Genomic DNA, 20,534 nt, shown 5'->3' on the forward strand with positions numbered 1-20,534 from the left:
GAGTCTTATCTGAACCGTATTGGGTTAGAGATTGGGCATCGAAAAGCTTTAGCGACTAAGCACCAACCACCAACCACTAACCCTTAATTAATCAACCTTAAACCGATCGGCACTTGTCTGAAGATTTTGTGCCATGCTGAGAAGTTCTTTAAAAGAGGTAGAAATCTCTATAGAATTCTCTTGGGTTGTATTAGCAATAGCAGCTACTTTTGTCATGGTTTGCGTCACTGATTCAAACTGTTGTGTTTGTACTTGTGTTGCTTGAGTAATACCCTCCACAAGCTGGCTAATTTGGTTAGTTGCTGCAACAATTGCATTGAGATTTTGACGGGCTTCATGAACTTGCATGGTTCCGGAAGCAACTTGTTGAATGGCATGTTCCATCGCCATAGAAACTTCTGCCGTACCTTTTTGAATGTCTTCTACGAGTTGCTCGATCTCAGTTGCTGCATCAGCAGATTGACGTGCTAGAGTTCGGACTTCATCTGCAACAACAGCAAAACCACGTCCGTATTGCCCTGCTTTGGTGGCTTCAATGGCTGCGTTCAAAGCAAGCAGTTGGGTTTGCGTAGTAAAGTGACCGATCAAATTAACAACTTTGGAAACTTTTTGGGAAGATTCAGAGAAGCGTTTGAGGCGTTTGCTAGTTTCTGCAACTGTTTCCCGAATGTCAAGAATGCCATCGACAGTACGGTTCATAGCCGCATCCCCTAGCTGCACAATCTGATTGGTTTGTTGGGCGGCGGCTTCTACCTGTTGCGCGTTTATTGCTACGGCTTTGGTAGAGTTTGCCATTGTCTGCATTTGCTCTAAAGCATTGTTAAGAGACTGAAATTGTTGCTGTGCTTGGTTAGCTAAACCAACGATAGAAGCAACGCTTGCTTGAGATGTTTGAGCAACTTTTCTCGAAGAGGTCTGCACTTGCATGATAATTTTTCGCAGGCTTTGTAAGGTGTTGTTGTAAACATCGGCAATTGTACCGACTTCACCTTCTGTCACCGTTGCTCGAACGGTTAAATCTCCGCTCAGTGCTGGTTGTACTGCAGATAATAACTGAATGACTTCCATCTGCAATTGTTCTTTTGCTGCTTTTTCGCGTGCGCCTGCGTCTGAAAGTTGTTGTGCTGAAGAGCGCAGTTTCTCCAAGTAATCTGCTTGTTGTAAAGCAAGACCAATTTGTACTCCTACCTGAGCTAGCAAGTTAACATCGATGTGTTCCCATTGGCGAGGTTTGTCATTCTGATAAGCGCCTAAGAGCCCCCAAAGTCGGTCGCCTTTAAAAATGGGTGCAATCATGTAAGCCTTTGTTCCCCACTGTTCCAAAAGTTGGACGTGGCATTCTTGATGCCCTGCAGTATAAATGTCGTTGACACTGAAGGTTTCTTTGCGCCGATATCGACCGCCTTTTGTTTCTTGAAGGTATGTATCTTCTGTCCGGGCTAACTCAGTTCCGACAACTTTTGCCCAATCACTATGTACATCCTCAACTATGAATTCACCGCCCCACTCAGGATTAAAGCAGTAGATAGCAACTCTGCTAGTCTTTAACTGTCTCCGCAGTTCCTGAACAGCCATCTGCAAAAGGTTGTCTAGTGAAAAATTCTCTTGAATGAGAGCCAGTCCCAGCCTGTAAACGAGTTTGCTGTAAGCGCTTCCTTGTTCTACGGATTTGGCTAATCGTTGTGATTGTACGCGCAGTTCCTCAATATACTCCGCCTGTTGCAACGCGATTCCTAACTGCAATCCAATTTGCGTCAATATTTTGACTTCTATGTCTTCCCAGTACCTAGGTCCGCTGTGTTGAAAAGCTGAGAGCAATCCCCAAAGCTTCTGCCCTTGAAATATGGAAACAACCAAGCAAGATTTAACCCCAAAGTGCTCTAACGCTTCAACATGGCAATCTGTCAGCCCACTATTGTAAACATCATGTACAACAAAAGGTTCGTTGTTGCAGAACCTTCCGCCTTGATGTTCGTTTAAATAAGGGTCTTCCCAACCACTCCCTACTAATTTGGGCCATCCCCCAGATTCAGATTCAACAACAAAGTCACCAAAATAATCCGGTCGAAATTTATAAATGGTAACTCGCTCTAGATTGAGAAGTTTGCGGACTTCTTGAGATGCTGTCTTGAAAATCGTATCTATATCTGATGATTGGCGAATTTTGTCAATAACTTTGGCAGCAGATCTTTCTATTTCTGCAGTTTTGGTTATTTGGGCAGACTGTTCTTTAAGTTGTTTTAGGTATTCGGCTTGCTGTATGGCTACTCCCAGTTGATTGCTAATTTGGGTGAGAATTTTAACTTCCGATTCTTCCCATTGTCGGGGATTTGAGTTCTGATAAACTGCCAATAAACCCCAGAGCTTATTGCCTTTGACGATTGGAGTAATAATATAAGCTCTAGCTTGATACTGTTCTAAAACATCAATGTAACACGGTGAAAATCCAGCTTGATAAATATCGCTGACAACTCTAAAGTTTGCTGCTGTTGTAAATTGTCCTGCTTGAGTTTGTTGCAAGTAGGTGTCCGTAACTCTAGCATTACCACCTCCAAGGATTTTCGCACTGCACTCGCTGACATTTGCTCGCAGGAGTGGATTGTCTAACTGTTCTTGCAACAGAGGAGTCCAACCACTCGTCACTGATTCAGCGACGAACTCTCCACTCCAGTCATCGTCAAAGCGGTAGATAACTGCTCGTTCTGCTTTTAATAGAGTTCGGACTTCTTGAGTTGTCATTTTGAAAATGACATTTACGTCTAAAGGTTGGCGTATTCTCTCAATAACACGCGTTAGCGCTCGCTCTCTTTCCGCTATAAATTGCTCTAATTGTTGCTGGAGTTGTGCGGCTGCTTCAGCTTGCTTGAGGATAGTACTGAGACGACCGCTCACGAGTGACAGTAACGTGATTTCAGAATCTTGCCAGATCCGGGGAGTGGAGTTTTGATAAACACTCAGCAAACCCCAAAGTTGTTCGCCTTCAAAAATAGGGGCAATGATATAAGCTCTAGCTTGGTATTTTTCTAAAGTTTCGCGGTAGCAATCGGAGAAGGCTGCTGTAGAGATGTCATCAATCCGCTTGATTCCCTTGCCTCTAACAAAGCTTCCACCTTGTGTATCTTTGAGATAAGAATCAGTGGATCGGGTCGTAGGATTGCCCAACAACTTCACACTACAAAAATCGGAATCTACTATATTCGCTGATTGAAAATTGCTATTGTTCTCTTGCTCTTGCATTAAGGATACCCAGCCCGCCCCAACTGATTCAGCAATAAATTCACCACTCCAATCGGGGAAAAACCGGTAAACAACAACTCTGTCAGCTTTAAAAAATTGCCGCAGTTGCTGGGTAATGTTACCAAGTGTCGTGCTTGCATCAGAAGATGGCGGAATTTTTTGCAGGATTTGAGCCAAAACTTTTTCCTGCTTGGCTTCTTCATATCTCTGGGTTTTAAGCTCTATTGTTTGCAACTTCAACTTGAGTTCAGCAACGATGTGATGCAGCAAGTTTACTTCTGCTTCTTTCCACTTTCGCGCATGAGAACATTGCTGAACCACAAGTAGTCCCCAAACTTGCCCTTCCACTTGAAGTGGAAGGCTCAAACTAGTCTTGATTTGGAATTGTTTGAGAAGTTGGAGCTGATAAGCACTCAAAGCATTTTCATAGATGTTGTTAAGAGCGATGACCGAACGTTGTTTGCAATCTACCCGATCTTCTATCCCAAAGATAAGTGCTGGTAAATACTCTCCTAGAGATGGCGTGTAACTGGATGTCATTGATTCAGCAAGTACTATGCCCTGCTTGTCCGATTGAAATCGATAAATTAATGCACGATCGACTTGTAAAAGTTTGCGAATCTCAGTTGCTGTAGTTCTTAACAATGTATCGGCATTTGCTGTCTGATACATCTGATTCAGAAGCTCAGACAACTTTTGTCGTTCATGCTTGCTGTTTTGCTCGGTGGCGATCGCTAAATCAGTATCAAACTGGGTTTGTAATTCCTGAACCCATTTTTCTAATTGCAGAATTTTTTCACGAGCTTCTGGTTTAATAGAATGCCCTTCTTGCTGTAAATCTATCTTTATACCAGTTACCAAATCCAAAGCTTTGTGTAAATCCAAATCTCCTTTTATCTGGTTCTGATTCCCATCACCATTACTATAAATTGGTGCTTCTTCAAAAAAAGATTGTGAACTTAAACTTTGTTCGATTTGTTGAAAATCCTGCATGAAAATACCTTTAAACTATTCAAACTTCAAAAATTCTGTTGGGTGGACATTGCCCCACGATCCATATGAACGGGTCATCCAACCCTACACCTGACGATGTATTTGCCAGAGGTGACTCTGAATAATAGCTGTGACATCTAAAACGAGATTGTCACTAGGTAAAACACCCAAAACAAAAGGTAAAAACGAACGAGGAAACAAACCAGTTACCGCCTTTTGCAGTTGCTCCAAGTCATGTGACTCAACATCATTGACTCGCTCTACTACCAAACCTACAGCCTGTTGATTCACCTGAACGACTATTGCCATAGGTGTCGCTATTCTTGGTGCAGCATAGCTAATCAGATGATTGAGATCTATAAGCCAAAGCATTTCTCCTCGCCAATTACAAATACCTAAAATACAGTTTGGCATTTCAGGAATTGGTAAAATATCTACCGAGTTGACTTTTATCACTTCTGCAACTTGTTCTAAAGGTAGCAAGGCAGTGTTTTGTGATGTCAGAGAAAAGCGGAGCAATTTAGAAAGATTTCTTTCTGGAAGTAATGCTTCTAATCCTAATGGATCTAAATCGATTGCTGTTAATGACGAATTAATTTGCATATTCCATAATTCAATAATTGGCAATTATCAACGGCTTGGTTAATAATTACGAATTATAAATTTATTAGTCAAGTTTCTAATTGTTTGAATAAGTTGCTGTTGGTTTACTGGTTTGGATATATAAGCATTGGCTCCTAACATTGAGCCCCATAATTTGTCTGCTTCTGTGCCTTTAGTTGAACACATAACTACAGGAATATGCTGAGTATTGGAATTGGTTTTCAGTTCTCGACAAAGTTCAAACCCACTTTGACCTGGTAAAATAACATCCAAAATGACTAAATCTGGAGTTTCTGATTGCAGTTTAATTTGTGCCTCTTCACCACTTCTGGCACAGATGACCTTTATCTCAGCTTGTTTGAGATAAGAGGTTATGACCTGTGTTTCAGTCAAGCTATCTTCAACTAAAAGGACTGTCGTCATAAAAGTATTTTCCTAGCTACGCTGTCACAAATTAACTATGAATTATAAATTATGAAGTAGGTCACAAACTTTATCAATAAATTGATGAGTTAGTACTTGGCGGGGTTTTCCTGCTTAAAGAAACTGCCACGTATTTGTCTCATCTATTAACTGATTGGTCACCCTTTATCCTTCATCCTTGTTGTAGTTACTGAGTTTGGTAGATACTTCTGTAAAATTTTTAGCACTTTCTCTGTCACAATTGGTTTTGCTAAAAAGCCTGATGAACCAACCATTTTTGCTCTAACGCGGTCTACAATTCCATCATTGCTAGTAAGAATGATGACGGGTATGTGATTTAAAGCTGAGACACGACGAATTTGAGAGCAAATTTCATAACCGTTTGCAATTGGCATGACTAAATCTAAAAAAATCAGGCTGGGCTTATTCTCTAATAAGGTCGTTAATGCACTCACTGATTCCTGTATGTTAATACACCGATAACCAGATTTCGTCAGGATATATGCCATTTTTAAGCTGTCGCTTCGACTATCATCAATGTAAGCTATTAAGGGGCTTTCTTGTTCGGGTTTCAGCGTACTTACAAGCGGAGGAATCGATTCTCGTTGAGGAGTGTCAGAACTTTTATGGGAGTCAGTTGTAGGTTGAGAGGCTGGAAGTGTAATTATTTCTGTTGCGATCGCGAAATTCCCCTGCACATCTTGTTGGGGAATAGCAGTCACAGGTACTGAGACAATTGGTAATGGGCTAGATGCTTGTATTGGAGAATTACTATATGTATGATAGTTTTCTACTTGTAATTGTCTCTCTAGTTTGGGGAAGTGACTGGAAGCCTTTGTGGAAATGATGGGTTGAGATGACGAAGTTGAAGCTGGCTGGACATCATCAACAGAATTGAACGAGCGGGAAAATTTTTTATTTTGATAATTAGAATTTACAAGCTTTACCGGAACGGAGCGATCGTGAATAAATGATAGTTCAAGAATGCCTTGATTGACTAATTGCTGTACGTCATGAGCAACTGTTAAGACAGATTGTTGGAGTTGTGAAGCAAGATCCCAAATTGTGTTTTCTCCATTAACAAGCTGAATGATTCCAAAGTAATTTTTAGGAACTCTAAAATTTTCAAAGTTTGGCTGTTTCACAATTGGTGCAGAATCGGGGTTCAATTGCCCTAAATCCATGTTGCGCCACCTATTTCTTAGTTCAACAGCTGTATACAAGCATGGTTTGACATCTATTAAAGCAATTGGATGTAATTTTTTAGGTACCCAATGAGTGTGTAATTGGGAACGAGTGACAAGGTCAAATAAAACCTCATCAATCGTTTTGCCAACAATGCTTTTTGCTTGGGTTAAGGTCAACTGATTTTGTTCAAGACCTAACTTCAGCAGTTGATATTCCCAAAGTTCATCTTTTTGTAAAGTTATGTTATTGTCTTCAAATTTCCAACTAGGGCAATCTTGCGTAACGATTCTATACCAACGACGAACGCGATGGTTTTCTCTAGTGGCGTATAGCAAACGCCCGAGAAATAAATATAAATGCCATTTCTCATTCCCTGAAGAGAAGATGAGTTCTCCTGTGGCTCGTTGCTGGCTTAGAACAGCCAATCCTTTGGCAAGATTGGCAAAGCTTGGAAGTGCTGGTTGCATTGCGTGATTTCCTTAAGATATTCGTTGCCTGATTCGTATGGAAGTTGCACCCAGTTTTTCCAGATTTCTAGCCTTTGGTCTTGATTGCCAAACAGCAACTCTTATGCTCTTGTTATTTATACTAGTCTGATTTTTTATTCACTTTTATGTTATACCAGTAATACTACTATGTTATACCAGTAATATTACGGAAAATTAAAAATTTTACTTAAAATATTCTGTGAATAAATTTTAAATAAGAGTGAAACGAAACCTCACATCAACATAGAGCCATTTATCAAAGATTTTCAAGTTACTCTTTATAATTATTTACCTTTGATATTAAACTTTACAAATTCTCAGGCAACTATCAAAAGACAGATCTCATATCTTAAAAAACTTAATATAAAGTAATTCATAAGTAGAACATATAAATTGGATACGAAGCCATGCATCAACTATAAGGATATTAACCACAACAGGACTCTTGATTGCATGAAAGTAGAAAACCACCTTTTTCGATTTGAATAGTTGTGTGTTCGATACCGAAATTGTCATGGAGTTCGATTCTGATTCGGGTTAGAAAAGCATCGCCTGGACTTCCTGTTGGCATGACAAGATGAGCAGTCAATGCGACTTCTGTAGTACTGATTGCCCAAATATGTAAATCGTGAACTTCTACAACACCAGGGAGTTCTGTGAAATAAGTCTGAACTGCCAGCAAGTCAATTCCTTTTGGGACCGCATCAAGAGCTAAATCGATAGAATCGCGAAATAAGTGCCAAGTGCCAACAGCAATGACAATCACAATAATCAGTGTGATAACTGGGTCAAACCACAACCAACCTGTTGTCATAATGGCAAGACCACCCAGTACCACACCAAGAGAGACTAAAGCATCCGAAGCCATATGCAAAAATGCTGCTTTGATATTCAAATCTCTTTTTCTACCAGACACGAACATCAATGCTGTACCCGTGTTAATAGCAATTCCCACCATAGCTACGCCAATCACTACATGACCCTCAATTGGTACCGGGCTGTAGAACCGCTTAAAGGCTTCGAGAGCAATAGCACCCATTGCTAGCAGTAAAAAGCAAGCATTAGCCAGTGCTGCGAGTATGGAAGAACGGCGCAAACCATAAGTATAACGATGACGAAAACGACGCTGGGATAACCAGGAAGCTCCCCAAGCTAAAAGTAGCCCCAAAACATCGCTGAGATTGTGCCCTGCATCTGCAATCAAAGCCAAGGAATTATTGAAGAAGCCAAACAGGGCTTCAAGGCAGACAAATCCTAGATTGAGTGCAGTCGCGATCGCAAAAACACGATTGTAACTAGGTGGTTCGTGACTGTGACCGTGGTGTTGATGAGAAATAGGCATTTTTATATGACATTATTATTTACTATCCAAACATATGAATTTATATTCAAATGATGGCTTTCGTTTATTTAACAGCCATTTAACGTTTTCAAACAATGCCCTTACAGGGGATTTTGCATATAAATAAAATGCACTCAAAATTTTTATGAGTGCATTTAACACAAAATAGGAAGGCTTATAATCTTTTTACAAAATTCAATGTAAGCCATTTTTCGGGACTTTGCAGGCTGAAAAAGTCAGAAAAAGTCTGATTTTTCTTAAAGATTAGAGTAAAAACTCTGATTTTTGGTATTGGACATAATGAAGGCGTAACAAAGTAGACAACCCTTTTGCTGGATGAGTGGCACTCTCTCGACCGGAAGAAATGAGAAAAATGATTTTCAAGTGGGTAAGTTTAGTAAACTAACCTGATGCTTTTTAACTTAATTTCCAATAAAGATACTCAGTAACTCATGACTGGTTAATCAGCTCCACCGATATCAAAATAATCCAGTCTAACTTCACGCAGAATGTCTGATGCCTTCCAACCGCTAGAATTTGTGCTAGCAAACCTAGGGTAAGCTGGTTCTGCCAGCATATCTATAGGTTCTAGATCTAGTTCTTGCGGTTCTTCTGGTATGCTAAATTCTTCAGTTTGGGTCACAATTGATAGCAATTCAGAATCACTAGATTGGGGTGGAACTTTTGGCAGGGGTTTTGAGATTTTGATGATACTTTCCTTCACGAGGAGGTGTCTCCTATTACAGATATTTGACAAACAAGTCCCCTATTATACGCTTTTTTCACGGATTGGATCTCCTTTTGTGCCTGAATTTACAGAAGGGGGATTTCACCATTGACTTTTGCTATAGATATGCAATACGTGTCACTCAAGTTACCCACCATAAACTGAGGTTAGGGAACGAACCTGCGTGACACGCTTGTTAGTGTAAAACTCTTTGAAATTAATCTTTTTTCTCGTTACAAGGCTTCGCCTGATAACGAAATTAAGAACATAACCTGCGTACTATTAGCCATTAGCCATTAGCTATTAGCCATTAGCCCTAAACCGTCTTTGCCGATTGGTTAAACAATAAATCTCTTGACTTTTCAACATCAAGTGCCCGATCTTTGAATGTTTCTGCTTTTTCATAAGCACGAATTGTTGCAGGACGTTCTTTAATAGCTTCAAACCAGCGCTTGAGGTTGGGAAAATCATCAAGATTTTGGTTTTGACGTTCGTAAGGGACAATCCAGGGATAGCAGGCAATATCTGCAATAGAATATTCATCCGCAATAAATTCTTTATCTGTCAATTGCTTGTTCAGTACAGCATACAAGCGTCCTGTTTCGTTGACGTAGCGCTTAATTGCGTACTCAATCTTCTCTGGAGCATACTGACTGAAGTGGTGGTTTTGTCCCGCCATAGGACCTAGACCTCCCATCTGCCAAAACAACCACTGAAGGACCTCAACTCTACCGCGCAGATCGGCTGGGATCAACTTTCCAATTTTGTCTGCTAGATACAGCAAAATCGCACCAGACTCAAAAACCGAAATGGGACCATCTCCAGTTGCTGGTTCCTTATCGATAATTGCGGGGATGCGATTGTTAGGAGAGATGTTGAGAAAGTCTGGTTTGAATTGATCCCCGGCTCCTATATTGACAGGAACGATGGTATAGGGTAAACCAGTTTCCTCAAGAAACATCGTAATTTTATGCCCGTTGGGGGTTGTCCAGTAGTAAAGCTCAATCATGATTTAAGACATCCTTAAATTTTGGTGACTTTGCAATTGCTGCAAAAACTCTATGTTGAACTTGAAGCATATATGTAGGAAACTGGCTTTGGAGCAATCCTGCCAGTTCGCGATCGAATTCTTCAACTTTGTCTTTTTCTAAACTCGCTCCCACACCAGCACTCGCCCGAATTCTTCCCCGCCAATCCTCATGCGAATATGGCACAAATACGTCATATGAAAATGTTCGTATGTCTCGGAATCCACCTTCTCCTAAGTCTCGCAACCACAGTGGATATAAACCATTTCCACCCCCCATGTTCCAATCGGAATTATAAGCTTGTATTAGGTGTTCAGTCGCCTCCACTACATTGCCTTTTAACGGTACCCAATCAAAATGAGCGATCGCAATATACCCGTTTGCTTTCAGTATGCGAATCACTTCCTGAATAGCACGGGGGCGATCGAACCAATGCCAGCATTGTCCTGCTGTTACAACATCAGCGCTAGAATCTTCTAACCCAGTGTTCTCAGCAGATGCTTGGCGGTAATTTACCTTAACGTTGTTAGCGAGATCTAATTGCTTTGCTTGTTCGAGGAGAGATGTTGATGGATCGATACCAATGACATGACATCCTCTCATAGCAAAGTTACGTGCGAGCGTCCCCGTTCCTGTTCCAATGTCTACAACATTTTGTCCTGGCAAACCAATGCCGTATTCAGAAAGTTTGTTAAACAACGAACTGGGAAAACCCGCACGATATTTTGCGTAATCACTAGCAGTTGCACCGAAATCAATTTTCATAAAATTATCTAAAGGACAAAGGATGAAGTATCGAATTCCGACTTTTATCCTGTATACCTTTTCATCCTTTATCCTTTATCCTTCATACTTCACTAACCATTGTATGGGTTGCCCACTCTATCGACAAAAACATTGTAGGCGAATGGCAAGCGTCCGGGATCGCGACGGGGTTCTGCTGCATATCCAACAGGTACAAGCACTGCGATCGCAAAATCTCGATTGTCTGCGACACCAATGACTTCTTTCACTTTCTCTTCAATCCAACCATTCATAAAGCAGGTAGACAAGCCCAAACTTTCTGCAGCAAGCACCAAATGGGTAGAAGCAATTATGGCATCCTTAATAGCGTACTCTCGCCGCTTGTCTCCCAAACCTGCTTGAAACTGAGGGATAGAGCTTTTAAAGTACTCCACTGTCTTTTCATTCCAAGCACCTGTTTCAAGTGCTTTATTATAAATCGGTGTTAAATCTTGTTCTCCTGCACTCGCATCAGCTGCAAAGACAAAAGTCACGGGTGCTTCAATGACTTGCTTTTGATTCCAAGATGCAGCAGCAAGAGCCGCTTTTTGTGATTCATCTTGTACGATAATTATGCGCCAAGCTTGAATATTAAAGCTACTCGGTGCTGCTACAGTCAGTTCTACAAGTTGCTTGAGCAGTTCTGGTGATATGGGGTCTGGTTTGAAAGTTTTAATAGAACGACGCTGATAAATAGCGCTTGGTACATCCAGAGGTTTGGTTTTCAGGTCGAGTTCTTGAACCATTGGATTTATCCGTTATTTTTCTCACATTATAGATTTGTTAGAACACCAATTCCAAACTCGCAGTTCGTAATTACTTATTTAATTAAGAACTACGAATTACAAATTACGGGTTATTTTACTCCTGCCGGAGAGAAAGATTGGAGATCCAGTGTTGGATAATCTGTGTAACCTTTTGCCCCACCCGTATAAAACGTTGTTGGATTTGCTTGATTCAATGGTGCATTGAGAGCAAAGCGTTTGGGTAAATCTGGATTTGATATAAACAGCGTCCCAAAGGATACAAGATCCGCTTCTCCCTTGTCTACAACCGTTTTGGCTTTGTCAAGAGTATAAGCACCATTGACCATGAGGGTACCGTGAAAGCGTTCTCGAATATGACTCGTAGGTACTACTACGGCCCCATGTTTGATATCAGATTCTATTGCTTCAAAGATATGTAGATATGCTAAATCAAAATTGTTAAGAGCTTGGGCAGCATAACCAAATGTCTCAAGAGGATTGGAGTCACGCATATCATTAAAAGTGCCACTGGGCGAAAGGCGTACTCCTACCCGTTTTGAACCCCACACACTTATAACTGCTTCCGTTACTTCTAACAACAACCGAGCACGATTTTCCACAGAACCACCATATCTGTCTGTACGGTGATTCGTTCCATCCCGCAGAAACTGATCGAGCAAATAACCATTAGCCCCGTGAATTTCTACACCATCAAACCCAGCTGCTAGGGCATTTTCTGCTCCCTGGCGGAATTGTTCTACAATTTCTGGAATTTCTGATGTTTCCAATTCCCGAGGAATCACAAGAGGTTTCATACCCTCATAAGTGAGTATTTCGCCTCTAGCTGCGATGGCAGAAGGTGCTACAGGTGAGGCTCCATTGGGTTGTAAATCTGGGTGCGAGATTCTCCCTACATGCCATATTTGGAGAAAAATTCTGCCTCCGTGCTGATGTACCGCATCCGTCACCAACTTCCAACCTTCAACTTGTTCTTGTGAAAAAATTCCAGGTGCATAAATATAGCCCAAACCTTGTGGTGCAACATGAGTGGCTTCGGCAATAATCAAACCGGCTGTTGCTCGTTGGGCGTAATATGTAGCGTTCAGTTGGTGCGGTACGTTATTTTTAAGAGCGCGTTGTCTGGTTAAGGGAGCCATAACAATGCGATTGGGCAATTCTAAATTTCCTAGTTTGTAACGTGAGAATAAGTTCATATTGTTTGGTTGGTGGTTATGCGTCTCTACTGCAGGCGTGGGCATTTGCCCACCAATATTGAATGGCGGGTAATGTCCACGCTACTACCGTGCCCGCCTTGAAATGTTGGGTTGAGACTGTAGGGGGGCTCTTGTGCAGGGAGCAGGGGAGAAAGAAACTCATTAGCCGATTAGCTTTTACCCAACAAATTAGCCTAGATGCGCTAGTACGAAAATCAGCAATTTATAGAATGAGTTGGGAGTAAGCCTCAAACAACAGTCTTGAGAAGACCGCCATCTACCCGCAAAGCAGCACCATTTGTGGCAGCTGCCAATGGGCTAGACAGATAAATAACCATTGCTGCCACTTCTTCAATCGTGGCAAATCTTTTAATGAGGGAACTTGGACGAAGAGTTTGGAAAAAGTCGGTTTCAACTTCACTTGAGCTAATTCCTCTCTCTTTTGCCATATTTGCTATGAAGCCATCAACACCCTCGGAACGCGTTGGTCCTGCAAGAACACTGTTTACCGTGATCCCAGTTCCAACTGTCATTTCTGCTAAGCCTCTTGCCACAGATAATTGAGCCGTCTTAGTCATCCCATAATGAATCATCTCAACGGGAATATTAAGTGCCGATTCACTAGAGATAAAAATAATACGTCCCCAATTTTGCTCTAGCATTTTTGAGAAGTATTGACGGCTTAACCGAATTCCACTCAAAACATTAGCTTCAAAAATATCCAACCAATCTTCATCGGTAATCTCTGAAAATGGTTTGGGTTCGTAAATACCAAGGTTGTTAACTAAAATGTCTGTGCTTGAAACCTGTTGAAAGACTTTTTCGGCACCTTCTTTTTTTGCTAAATCCGCAGCTATTCCAGAAACTTTTGCTTCGGGGTTGCTGTGTTTAATTTTCTCAACGGCTTGTGAAACCCGTTGCTCTGACCTTCCGGTAATAATTACCGATGCACCTTCTTGTACTAGCCCTTGGGCAATTGCAAAACCAATACCCGCAGTCGATCCACTTACCAGCGCAGTTTTACCTTGTAACTTCAAGTCCATAGGGTGCTCCTGCCTATCAGTTAATATCAGCGATCGCTAACTAGTAACCAGCGATCGCTGAGTGAATAATTACGAATTATTTAACTGTATTACAGGTGCTGTGTTAAAGTCTTAGCCAAGCTTGTCTTTGGAACTGCACCTACTACCGTATCTACTTGGCGACCTCCCTTAAACACCATCAGTGTTGGAATGCTGCGAATTCCATAATGACTGGCAACAGTAGGATATTGGTCTGTGTTTAGCTTCACGACCTTTACCTGTCCTGTATATTCGGCAGCAATCTCATCGACTACGGGAGCGACCATGCGGCACGGACCGCACCATGGTGCCCAAAAGTCAACCAATACCGGGACTGAGCTCTCGAGGACTTCTTGCTTGAATGTGGACTCTGTCACGCTTGTAACGGATGACATATTTAGCCCTCCTCTATATTTCGATATTTCGATATTATCGAATAAAAGAAATAGTGTCAACTCTGTGACATAATAAAAATATGAAATTCTTGTATCATCCAGATAAAAAAAACATTTCGCTGCCTGGAGTGTTGTATGCTCTGGGCGATCCGGTACGGTTGGAAATTGTGCGACGCTTGGCAACCGAAGGCGAGCAATGCTGCGGTGACTTCGATTTTGCGATCGCTAAGTCAACGATGTCCAACCACTTTAAGATACTGAGAGAATCGGGTGTCATTTTGACTAGAAAAGAAGGCACCCAACACATTAATATCTTGCGACGAGAGGATTTAGAATTACTGTTTCCAGAGTTGCTCGATGTGGTGTTGCGATCGGCTAAGCCTCTACAGCTAACAGTGAGTAGGGGATTGAGCGTTGGGGACTGGGGATAGAAATTGCTCAATGATATAAGTAGGACGCTCGTGGGAATACTAGTTCAAGCAACTCGTAGTAGCATGAGCGTTAAAGACAGGTATGGTTGACACAACTCTTCAAATTCCGGGTTATTGCGTCACCAATCAAATCTACTGTAGCAGTAGAACGTTGGTTTACCGGGCAATTCGGGAAGACAACCAACAACCTGTTGTCATTAAATTGATGCGTCAAGAATATCCTCGCTTTAACGAACTCGTACACTTTCGCAATCAGTATACTATTGCCAAAAACCTCAAACTACCCGGTATCATTCAACTTTACAGTTTAGAAAACTACCAAAACGGGTACGCTTTGGTGATGGAAGACTTTGGAGCTATTTCCCTCAAAGAGTATATGTCTAGTCTAGAGACGAGAGGTGGTGTGTCTCTAGAACAATTTTTTCATATTGCCCTTCAGATTGCAGACGCTTTAGAAAAACTGCATTTCCAACGCCTCATTCATAAAGACATCAAACCCGCTAATATTCTCATTAATCCTCAAACCAAGCAAGTCAAACTGACCGACTTTAGCATTGCCTCTCTGCTGCCGAAAGAAACTCAAACCCTAAGCAATCCCAACGTTCTCGAAGGAACTCTTGCTTACTTGTCTCCCGAACAAACCGGACGCATGAACCGAGGGATTGACTACCGCAGTGATTTTTATTCCCTTGGTGTCACCTTGTTTGAATTCCTTACTGGAGAGATGCCCTTTAATACATCTGACGCAATGGAATTAATATACTGTCATATTGCAAAACTTCCACCTTTAGCACATAGTATCAATCCCAAAATTCCCCCAATTCTATCAAGCATTGTCAACAAACTTATGGCAAAGATGGCAGAAGATCGCTATCAAAGTGCTAGAGGATTAAAATACGATTTACAGACGTGCTTGCATACCTTAGAGACAACTGGGAGTCTTGCGAGCTTTCAGTTAGGAAAACGAGATATTCCTGACCGCTTTATTATTTCCGAGAAACTTTACGGACGACAAACAGAAGTAGAAACTTTACTAGCTGCTTTTAACCGTGTCAGTGCAGGTGCTACGGAGATAATGTTGGTAGCTGGTTGTTCTGGCATTGGGAAAACTGTTGTTGTCAATGAAGTCCACAAACCTATTGTGAGGCAAAAAGGTTATTTTATACAAGGAAAATTTGACCAATTTGGACGTAATATTCCCTTTCTAGGATTGGTACAAGCCTTTCGAGATTTGATGGTTCAACTGTTAAGTGAAAGCCCCGAGCAAATCAAACAGTGGAAAGCAAAAATTCTTGAAGCCTTGGGAGAACAAGGTAGGGTTATTATTGACGTGATTCCCGAAGTGGAATTGCTGATTGGCAAACAACCTCCGATTTCTCCACTTGAGCCTGGTGCAGCACAAAATCGATTTAACTTGGTGTTCCAAAACTTTATTCGCCTATTTACCAATACCAATCATCCGTTAGTGATGTTTCTGGATGATTTGCAATGGACAGACTTAGCTTCTTTAAAGCTAATTCAATTATTGATGGGCGAAAGTGAGACAAATACAAATTCTTTCTTATCTTCTCCAAATTCCGAGGAAAGCAAGGGGGGCTTGTTGTTGATTGGTTCCTACCGGGATAACGAAGTATCGAATACCCACCCATTGATGTTGATGTTAGAAGAAATTCGCAAAAATGGAGCGACAGTAAATACAATTACCCTATCACCCTTAAGTTTAACTAACTTGAATCTCTGGATTGCCGATACCCTGAGTTGTCCTGAAGAAGTTGCAAGCCCTCTGACACAACTAGTTCATACTAAAACTAAAGGAAATCCCTTCTTTAGCCATCAATTTTTGAGAGCTTTGTATGAATATGGGTTGATTAGTTGTAATTTTGATGTTGGTTATTGGCAATGCGATATTGCCCAAGCTACGGCGCTATCTCTGACTGATGATGTGATGGAGTTGATGGCACTTCAGTTACAAAAGTTACCGAAAAATACCCAAGAGACTTTAAAACTCGCTGCTTGCATTGGCAATCAATTTGATTTAGAGACTCTTGCTATTGTGCATGAGAAATCATCAGTAGAGACAGCTATGGATTTGTGGAAGGCTCTGCAAGAAGGATTTATCATTCCCAAAAATGAAAATTACAAGTTTTTCCTTAATGATGCTATTAGCAATGAACAATTAGCAATTAGCGATCGCCAATTACCACGCTATAAATTTCTCCACGATCGAGTACAGCAAGCAGCTTACTTTCTTATACCTGAAAATCAAAAACAATCAACTCACTTAAAAATTGGTCAACTTTTATTAAAAAAATTTTCTTTGTCAGAACGGGAAGAGAAAATTTTTGATATTGTAAATCAATTAAATGCTGGAATAGAATTAATAACCGATCGCTTGCAGCGTAAAGAACTAGCAGAGTTAAATTTGATTGCTGGACGTAAAGCCAAGTCTTCAACCGCTTATGCAATTACAATTAAATATTTAACAGTGGGAATAGAACTTTTAGGATGCGATCGCTGGGAAACCAACTATGAAATTACTTTAGCCCTATATGAAACCTTAGCAGAAGCAGCGTATCTCAACGGCGATATGGAGCAGATGGAGGAAAGCGTTGAAGTTGTGTTGATACAAGCAAAAACGCTGCTTGATAAGATGAAAGCCTATCATGTCAAAATTGAAGCTTATAAAACACAAAGTCAAGGAATTGAAGCAATTACCACGGGGATAGAAGTGCTAAAGTTATTGGGGATAGAATTGCCTCAAGGACTCGATCGAAAAGACATTGAAATAGAGTTGCAAGAAATACAGCTAGCTTTAACAAAGAAAAAAATTAAAGATTTAATTCATTTCCCTCAAATGACTGATTCGACAAAGCTAGCAGTGATGAATATATTATGGCGCTTGCTACCAGTTACATACGTTGCCAATCCTCTTCTGTTTACGTTAATTGTTTTGAAACAAGTTAATTTATCTCTTAAATATGGAAACTGTGTTTCGAGCACTGCTTCCTATGCAACTTACGGAATTATTTTATGGAGTCTCTCAGGAGATATTGATTCTAGTTATGAATTCGGTCAATTAGCTTTAAATTTACTAACCAAATTTAAAGATAGAGAAACTGAATGCATGACTGTTTTTGTTATTAATACTTGTATCATAGCTTGGAAAAATCACTTAAAATATACTTTAAGTTGTTTATTAAAAGCTTACTTCGTAGGTTTAGAAACTGGCGATCTAGAACAAGCTTCTTATTGTATATATATGCATTCAGAGCATTCTTTTTGGCTGGGGAAAAACCTGATAAATTTGGAACTAGAAATGGCAAATTACTATCAGGGAATTATTCAAATTAAGCAGGAAATAGCTCTTCATTGGCATGGAATTAATTGGCAAACTGTCTTGAATTTACTAGGGAAATCCCAAAACCCGTGTTGTTTAGAAGGTGAAGTTTACAATGAAAAAATTCTGCTACCCCTTCACCAGAAAATCGGTAACAGAATGACAATTTTTTACGTACATTTACAAAAACTATTTCTTTGTTACATATTCCTAAATTATCATCATGCTATACAAAATGCAACTTTAGCTGAAAAGTATTTAGATGTAGTTCCAGCTAAGTATAGTGTTGCTATTTTCTATTTTTACACTTCTTTAGCAATGTTAGCAATTTATAATGATGTCAATGAATTAGAGAAACAACAAATTTTAGAGAAGGTGTCCGATTATCAAAAAAAGATGAAAACATGGGCAGAGAGCGCTCCCATGAATTTTTTACATAAATATTATTTGATAGAGGCAGAGCAACATCGAGTTTTAACGCAGCGTGTGGAGGCAATGGAAATGTACGATCGCGCCATTTTCCTTGCTAAAGAACACGAGTATATTAATGAAGAAGCACTTGCTTACGAACTAGCCGCCAAATTCTACTTTTCTTGGGGCAAAGAACTGATTGCCAAAACCTATCTAGTGAATGCTTATTCTGCCTATAACCGATGGGGTGCAACAGCCAAACTTGAGGACTTAAAACAACGCTATCCCCAATTAAGTTCTATCTTACAAAAAGAAAAAGTTAGCCTCAATCCTCACGATACAATAGTTAACGTTATAACTCATTCTATTCCTAATTTAAGTGAAAGCATAACGAGTGTTTCTAGTAACAGCGTTTCAGACTCTCTGGACTTAGCAACTGCAATCAAAGCTTCTCAGCTTCTCTCTGGAGAGATCGAGTTGGAAAAATTGCTTTCAACATTAATGCGGGTGTTGCTTGAGAACGCGGGTGCAGAAACAGGTTGTTTAATTCTTTGCTATGAAGGGGATTTAGTTATTGAAGCACGAACAATTCCTGGTAACAGCACCGAACCATTACAAATTGTATGCTTACAATCAATTCCAGTACAGTCAAACGAAGAAATTCCTGTCAGATTAATCAACTATGTCTGGCGGACATCTGAAACCTTAGTGTTTAATAATGCGACTACTGAAACAACTTTTATTGCCGATCCTTACATTATTAAACGTCAACCTAGATCGGTATTGTGTCTCCCAATCCACAATCAAGGACAGTTGATTGGAATTCTTTATCTAGAAAATAATCTGATACCTGGGGCTTTTACAAACGAGAGATTAAAAGTCCTCAAAGTCCTTGCTACCCAAGCAGCTATTTCCTTGCAAAATGCTACGCTTTATAAAAATTTGGCTGTGGCAAACGAACGGTTAGAAGAATACAGCCATACTCTTGAGGAAAAGGTAGTAGAGAGAACCCAGGAACTCAATGAAAAAAATCAGCAATTGCAGCAAGCTTTGCAGGAATTGAAACGGACTCAATCCCAGTTGATTCAAACAGAAAAAATGTCTGGGTTGGGACAAACAGTGGCGGGAGTTGCCCATGAAATTAATAATCCGATTAACTTTATTTATGGCAATCTCGTTCATGCTGGTAACTATGTCAAAGATTTGCTAGATTTACTTGCTATGTATCAGCAAGAATATCCGAATCCTGTCTCCAAAATTGTGGAAAAAATAGAAGAGATGGACCTAAAATTTTTATCAGAAGACTTACCAAAGCTTCTCACTTCAATGAAAGTAGGTAGCGATCGCATCCGCAATATTGTGTTAAGCTTACGTAACTTTTCCCGCCTTGATGAAGCAGAGATGAAGCCTGTTAATATTCATGAAGGTATTGATAGTACATTGATGATTTTACAGTACCGACTGAAGGCAAAAAATGCAGATGCGATCGCAAAACTTACAAATAACTCTCCAGGTTTTGTTACCAAGCATCGCTCCGATATTGAAATTGTCAAAGAATACGGACAGTTACCTAAAGTTACCTGTTATGCAAGTCAACTCAATCAAGTTTTTATGAATATCCTGAATAATGCAATTGATGCATTAGAAGAGTCATTGGGAACAAACACTGAAAATAGGACAAAGCCCCAAATTTTTATCCGTACCGAGTTAGCCAATACCAATACCGTAAGAATTCGGTTTGTCGATAACGGTATTGGGATGACTGAGGAAGTGCAACAGAAAATCTTTGACCCATTTTTTACCACGAAACCAGTAGGAAGTGGTACGGGATTGGGCTTGTCCATTTGCTATCAGGTTGTTGTGGATAAACACAAGGGTCGATTAACCTGTCATTCTTCCCCAGGACAGGGTGCAGAGTTTATGATTGAGATACCAGTGGAGTAATCGTTACTGGCGTTAGGGGTAGAAAGCAGTTCGTTAAAACCTTGGTCAAAGTAGTACAAATATACTCAAAATTCTCGTGTATACGTCATGTTAACGTATTTGTGACACGATGTTGTCGTTTAAGAATACTGGTTATGGGTATGCAAGGTCTAGAACTTCAGAAAGTAATTCGAGTGGACAGGT

Annotated in this window: 14 protein-coding genes; 2 read left to right on the forward strand and 12 right to left on the reverse strand. The window is 40.4% G+C overall.

The window, feature by feature from the left end:
• Positions 1-87 precede the first annotated feature (87 nt).
• The 12 genes from AB0756_RS08410 to trxA all read right to left on the reverse strand — a co-directional run bounded on the left by AB0756_RS08410 (position 88) and on the right by trxA (position 14,228).
• Positions 88-4,230: a GAF domain-containing protein gene (locus AB0756_RS08410; protein ID WP_050046424.1), complete on the reverse strand. Its 4,143-nt coding sequence runs from the start codon at positions 4,228-4,230 to the stop codon at positions 88-90.
• A gap of 84 nt (positions 4,231-4,314) precedes the next feature.
• On the reverse strand, positions 4,315-4,833 hold the full coding sequence (locus AB0756_RS08415) for a chemotaxis protein CheW (RefSeq protein ID WP_038084325.1): 519 nt from the start codon (positions 4,831-4,833) through the stop codon (positions 4,315-4,317).
• A 39-nt stretch (positions 4,834-4,872) separates the two neighbouring features.
• Positions 4,873-5,256, reverse strand: a complete 384-nt coding sequence (locus AB0756_RS08420) for a response regulator transcription factor (protein ID WP_038084323.1) — start codon at positions 5,254-5,256, stop codon at positions 4,873-4,875.
• 158 nt (positions 5,257-5,414) lie between these two features.
• Complete coding sequence (locus tag AB0756_RS08425) at positions 5,415-6,911, reverse strand: response regulator (protein ID WP_038084322.1); 1,497 nt, start codon at positions 6,909-6,911, stop codon at positions 5,415-5,417.
• Positions 6,912-7,359: 448 nt separating this feature from the next.
• Positions 7,360-8,274, reverse strand: coding sequence for a cation diffusion facilitator family transporter (locus AB0756_RS08430; protein ID WP_038084319.1), 915 nt, complete (start codon positions 8,272-8,274; stop codon positions 7,360-7,362).
• Between the two features lie 460 nt (positions 8,275-8,734).
• Positions 8,735-8,998: a hypothetical protein gene (locus AB0756_RS08435; RefSeq protein ID WP_038084317.1), complete on the reverse strand. Its 264-nt coding sequence runs from the start codon at positions 8,996-8,998 to the stop codon at positions 8,735-8,737.
• Positions 8,999-9,317: 319 nt separating this feature from the next.
• Positions 9,318-10,010: a glutathione binding-like protein gene (locus AB0756_RS08440; protein WP_038084314.1), complete on the reverse strand. Its 693-nt coding sequence runs from the start codon at positions 10,008-10,010 to the stop codon at positions 9,318-9,320.
• Positions 10,003-10,794 (reverse strand): class I SAM-dependent methyltransferase, encoded by a 792-nt coding sequence (locus AB0756_RS08445; protein WP_038084312.1) that lies wholly within the window; start codon positions 10,792-10,794, stop codon positions 10,003-10,005. The genes AB0756_RS08440 and AB0756_RS08445 overlap by 8 nt, the downstream gene beginning before the upstream one ends.
• Positions 10,795-10,886: 92 nt before the next feature.
• A complete protein-coding gene (locus AB0756_RS08450; RefSeq protein WP_038084310.1) occupies positions 10,887-11,558 on the reverse strand; it encodes a nitroreductase family protein in 672 nt (223 codons plus the stop codon).
• A 110-nt stretch (positions 11,559-11,668) separates the two neighbouring features.
• Positions 11,669-12,772: an alkene reductase gene (locus AB0756_RS08455; RefSeq protein WP_038084308.1), complete on the reverse strand. Its 1,104-nt coding sequence runs from the start codon at positions 12,770-12,772 to the stop codon at positions 11,669-11,671.
• 248 nt (positions 12,773-13,020) lie between these two features.
• Positions 13,021-13,815, reverse strand: a complete 795-nt coding sequence (locus tag AB0756_RS08460; protein ID WP_038084306.1) for an SDR family NAD(P)-dependent oxidoreductase — start codon at positions 13,813-13,815, stop codon at positions 13,021-13,023.
• Positions 13,816-13,904: 89 nt separating this feature from the next.
• A complete protein-coding gene (gene trxA / locus AB0756_RS08465; protein WP_038084304.1) occupies positions 13,905-14,228 on the reverse strand; it encodes a thioredoxin in 324 nt (107 codons plus the stop codon).
• A gap of 80 nt (positions 14,229-14,308) precedes the next feature.
• Here trxA and AB0756_RS08470 point away from each other — a divergent pair, with 80 nt between their 5' ends.
• Together AB0756_RS08470 and AB0756_RS08475 are read left to right on the forward strand one after the other, a co-directional pair.
• Positions 14,309-14,659, forward strand: a complete 351-nt coding sequence (locus AB0756_RS08470) for an ArsR/SmtB family transcription factor (protein WP_038084302.1) — start codon at positions 14,309-14,311, stop codon at positions 14,657-14,659.
• 82 nt (positions 14,660-14,741) lie between these two features.
• The gene (locus tag AB0756_RS08475; RefSeq protein ID WP_038084300.1) at positions 14,742-20,351 is read left to right on the forward strand and encodes an ATP-binding sensor histidine kinase; all 5,610 of its coding nucleotides are present in this window, start codon (positions 14,742-14,744) and stop codon (positions 20,349-20,351) included.
• Positions 20,352-20,534 lie beyond the last annotated feature (183 nt).

Origin of the sequence: Tolypothrix campylonemoides VB511288_2, assembly GCF_045999855.1 — a bacterium.
Classification (GTDB): domain Bacteria; phylum Cyanobacteriota; class Cyanobacteriia; order Cyanobacteriales; family Nostocaceae; genus Scytonema; species Scytonema bouteillei_A.

Bases quoted from the DNA above. Each gene is read 5' to 3' on its own strand.
- AB0756_RS08410 (WP_050046424.1), bottom strand. From the start codon at position 4,230: ATGCAGGATTTTCAACAAATCGAACAAAGTTTAAGTTCACAATCTTTT.
- AB0756_RS08415 (WP_038084325.1), bottom strand. From the start codon at position 4,833: ATGCAAATTAATTCGTCATTAACAGCAATCGATTTAGATCCATTAGGA.
- AB0756_RS08420 (WP_038084323.1), bottom strand. From the start codon at position 5,256: ATGACGACAGTCCTTTTAGTTGAAGATAGCTTGACTGAAACACAGGTC.
- AB0756_RS08425 (WP_038084322.1), bottom strand. From the start codon at position 6,911: ATGCAACCAGCACTTCCAAGCTTTGCCAATCTTGCCAAAGGATTGGCT.
- AB0756_RS08430 (WP_038084319.1), bottom strand. From the start codon at position 8,274: ATGCCTATTTCTCATCAACACCACGGTCACAGTCACGAACCACCTAGT.
- AB0756_RS08440 (WP_038084314.1), bottom strand. From the start codon at position 10,010: ATGATTGAGCTTTACTACTGGACAACCCCCAACGGGCATAAAATTACG.
- AB0756_RS08445 (WP_038084312.1), bottom strand. From the start codon at position 10,794: ATGAAAATTGATTTCGGTGCAACTGCTAGTGATTACGCAAAATATCGT.
- AB0756_RS08450 (WP_038084310.1), bottom strand. From the start codon at position 11,558: ATGGTTCAAGAACTCGACCTGAAAACCAAACCTCTGGATGTACCAAGC.
- AB0756_RS08455 (WP_038084308.1), bottom strand. From the start codon at position 12,772: ATGAACTTATTCTCACGTTACAAACTAGGAAATTTAGAATTGCCCAAT.
- AB0756_RS08460 (WP_038084306.1), bottom strand. From the start codon at position 13,815: ATGGACTTGAAGTTACAAGGTAAAACTGCGCTGGTAAGTGGATCGACT.
- trxA (WP_038084304.1), bottom strand. From the start codon at position 14,228: ATGTCATCCGTTACAAGCGTGACAGAGTCCACATTCAAGCAAGAAGTC.
- AB0756_RS08470 (WP_038084302.1), top strand. From the start codon at position 14,309: ATGAAATTCTTGTATCATCCAGATAAAAAAAACATTTCGCTGCCTGGA.
- AB0756_RS08475 (WP_038084300.1), top strand. From the start codon at position 14,742: ATGGTTGACACAACTCTTCAAATTCCGGGTTATTGCGTCACCAATCAA.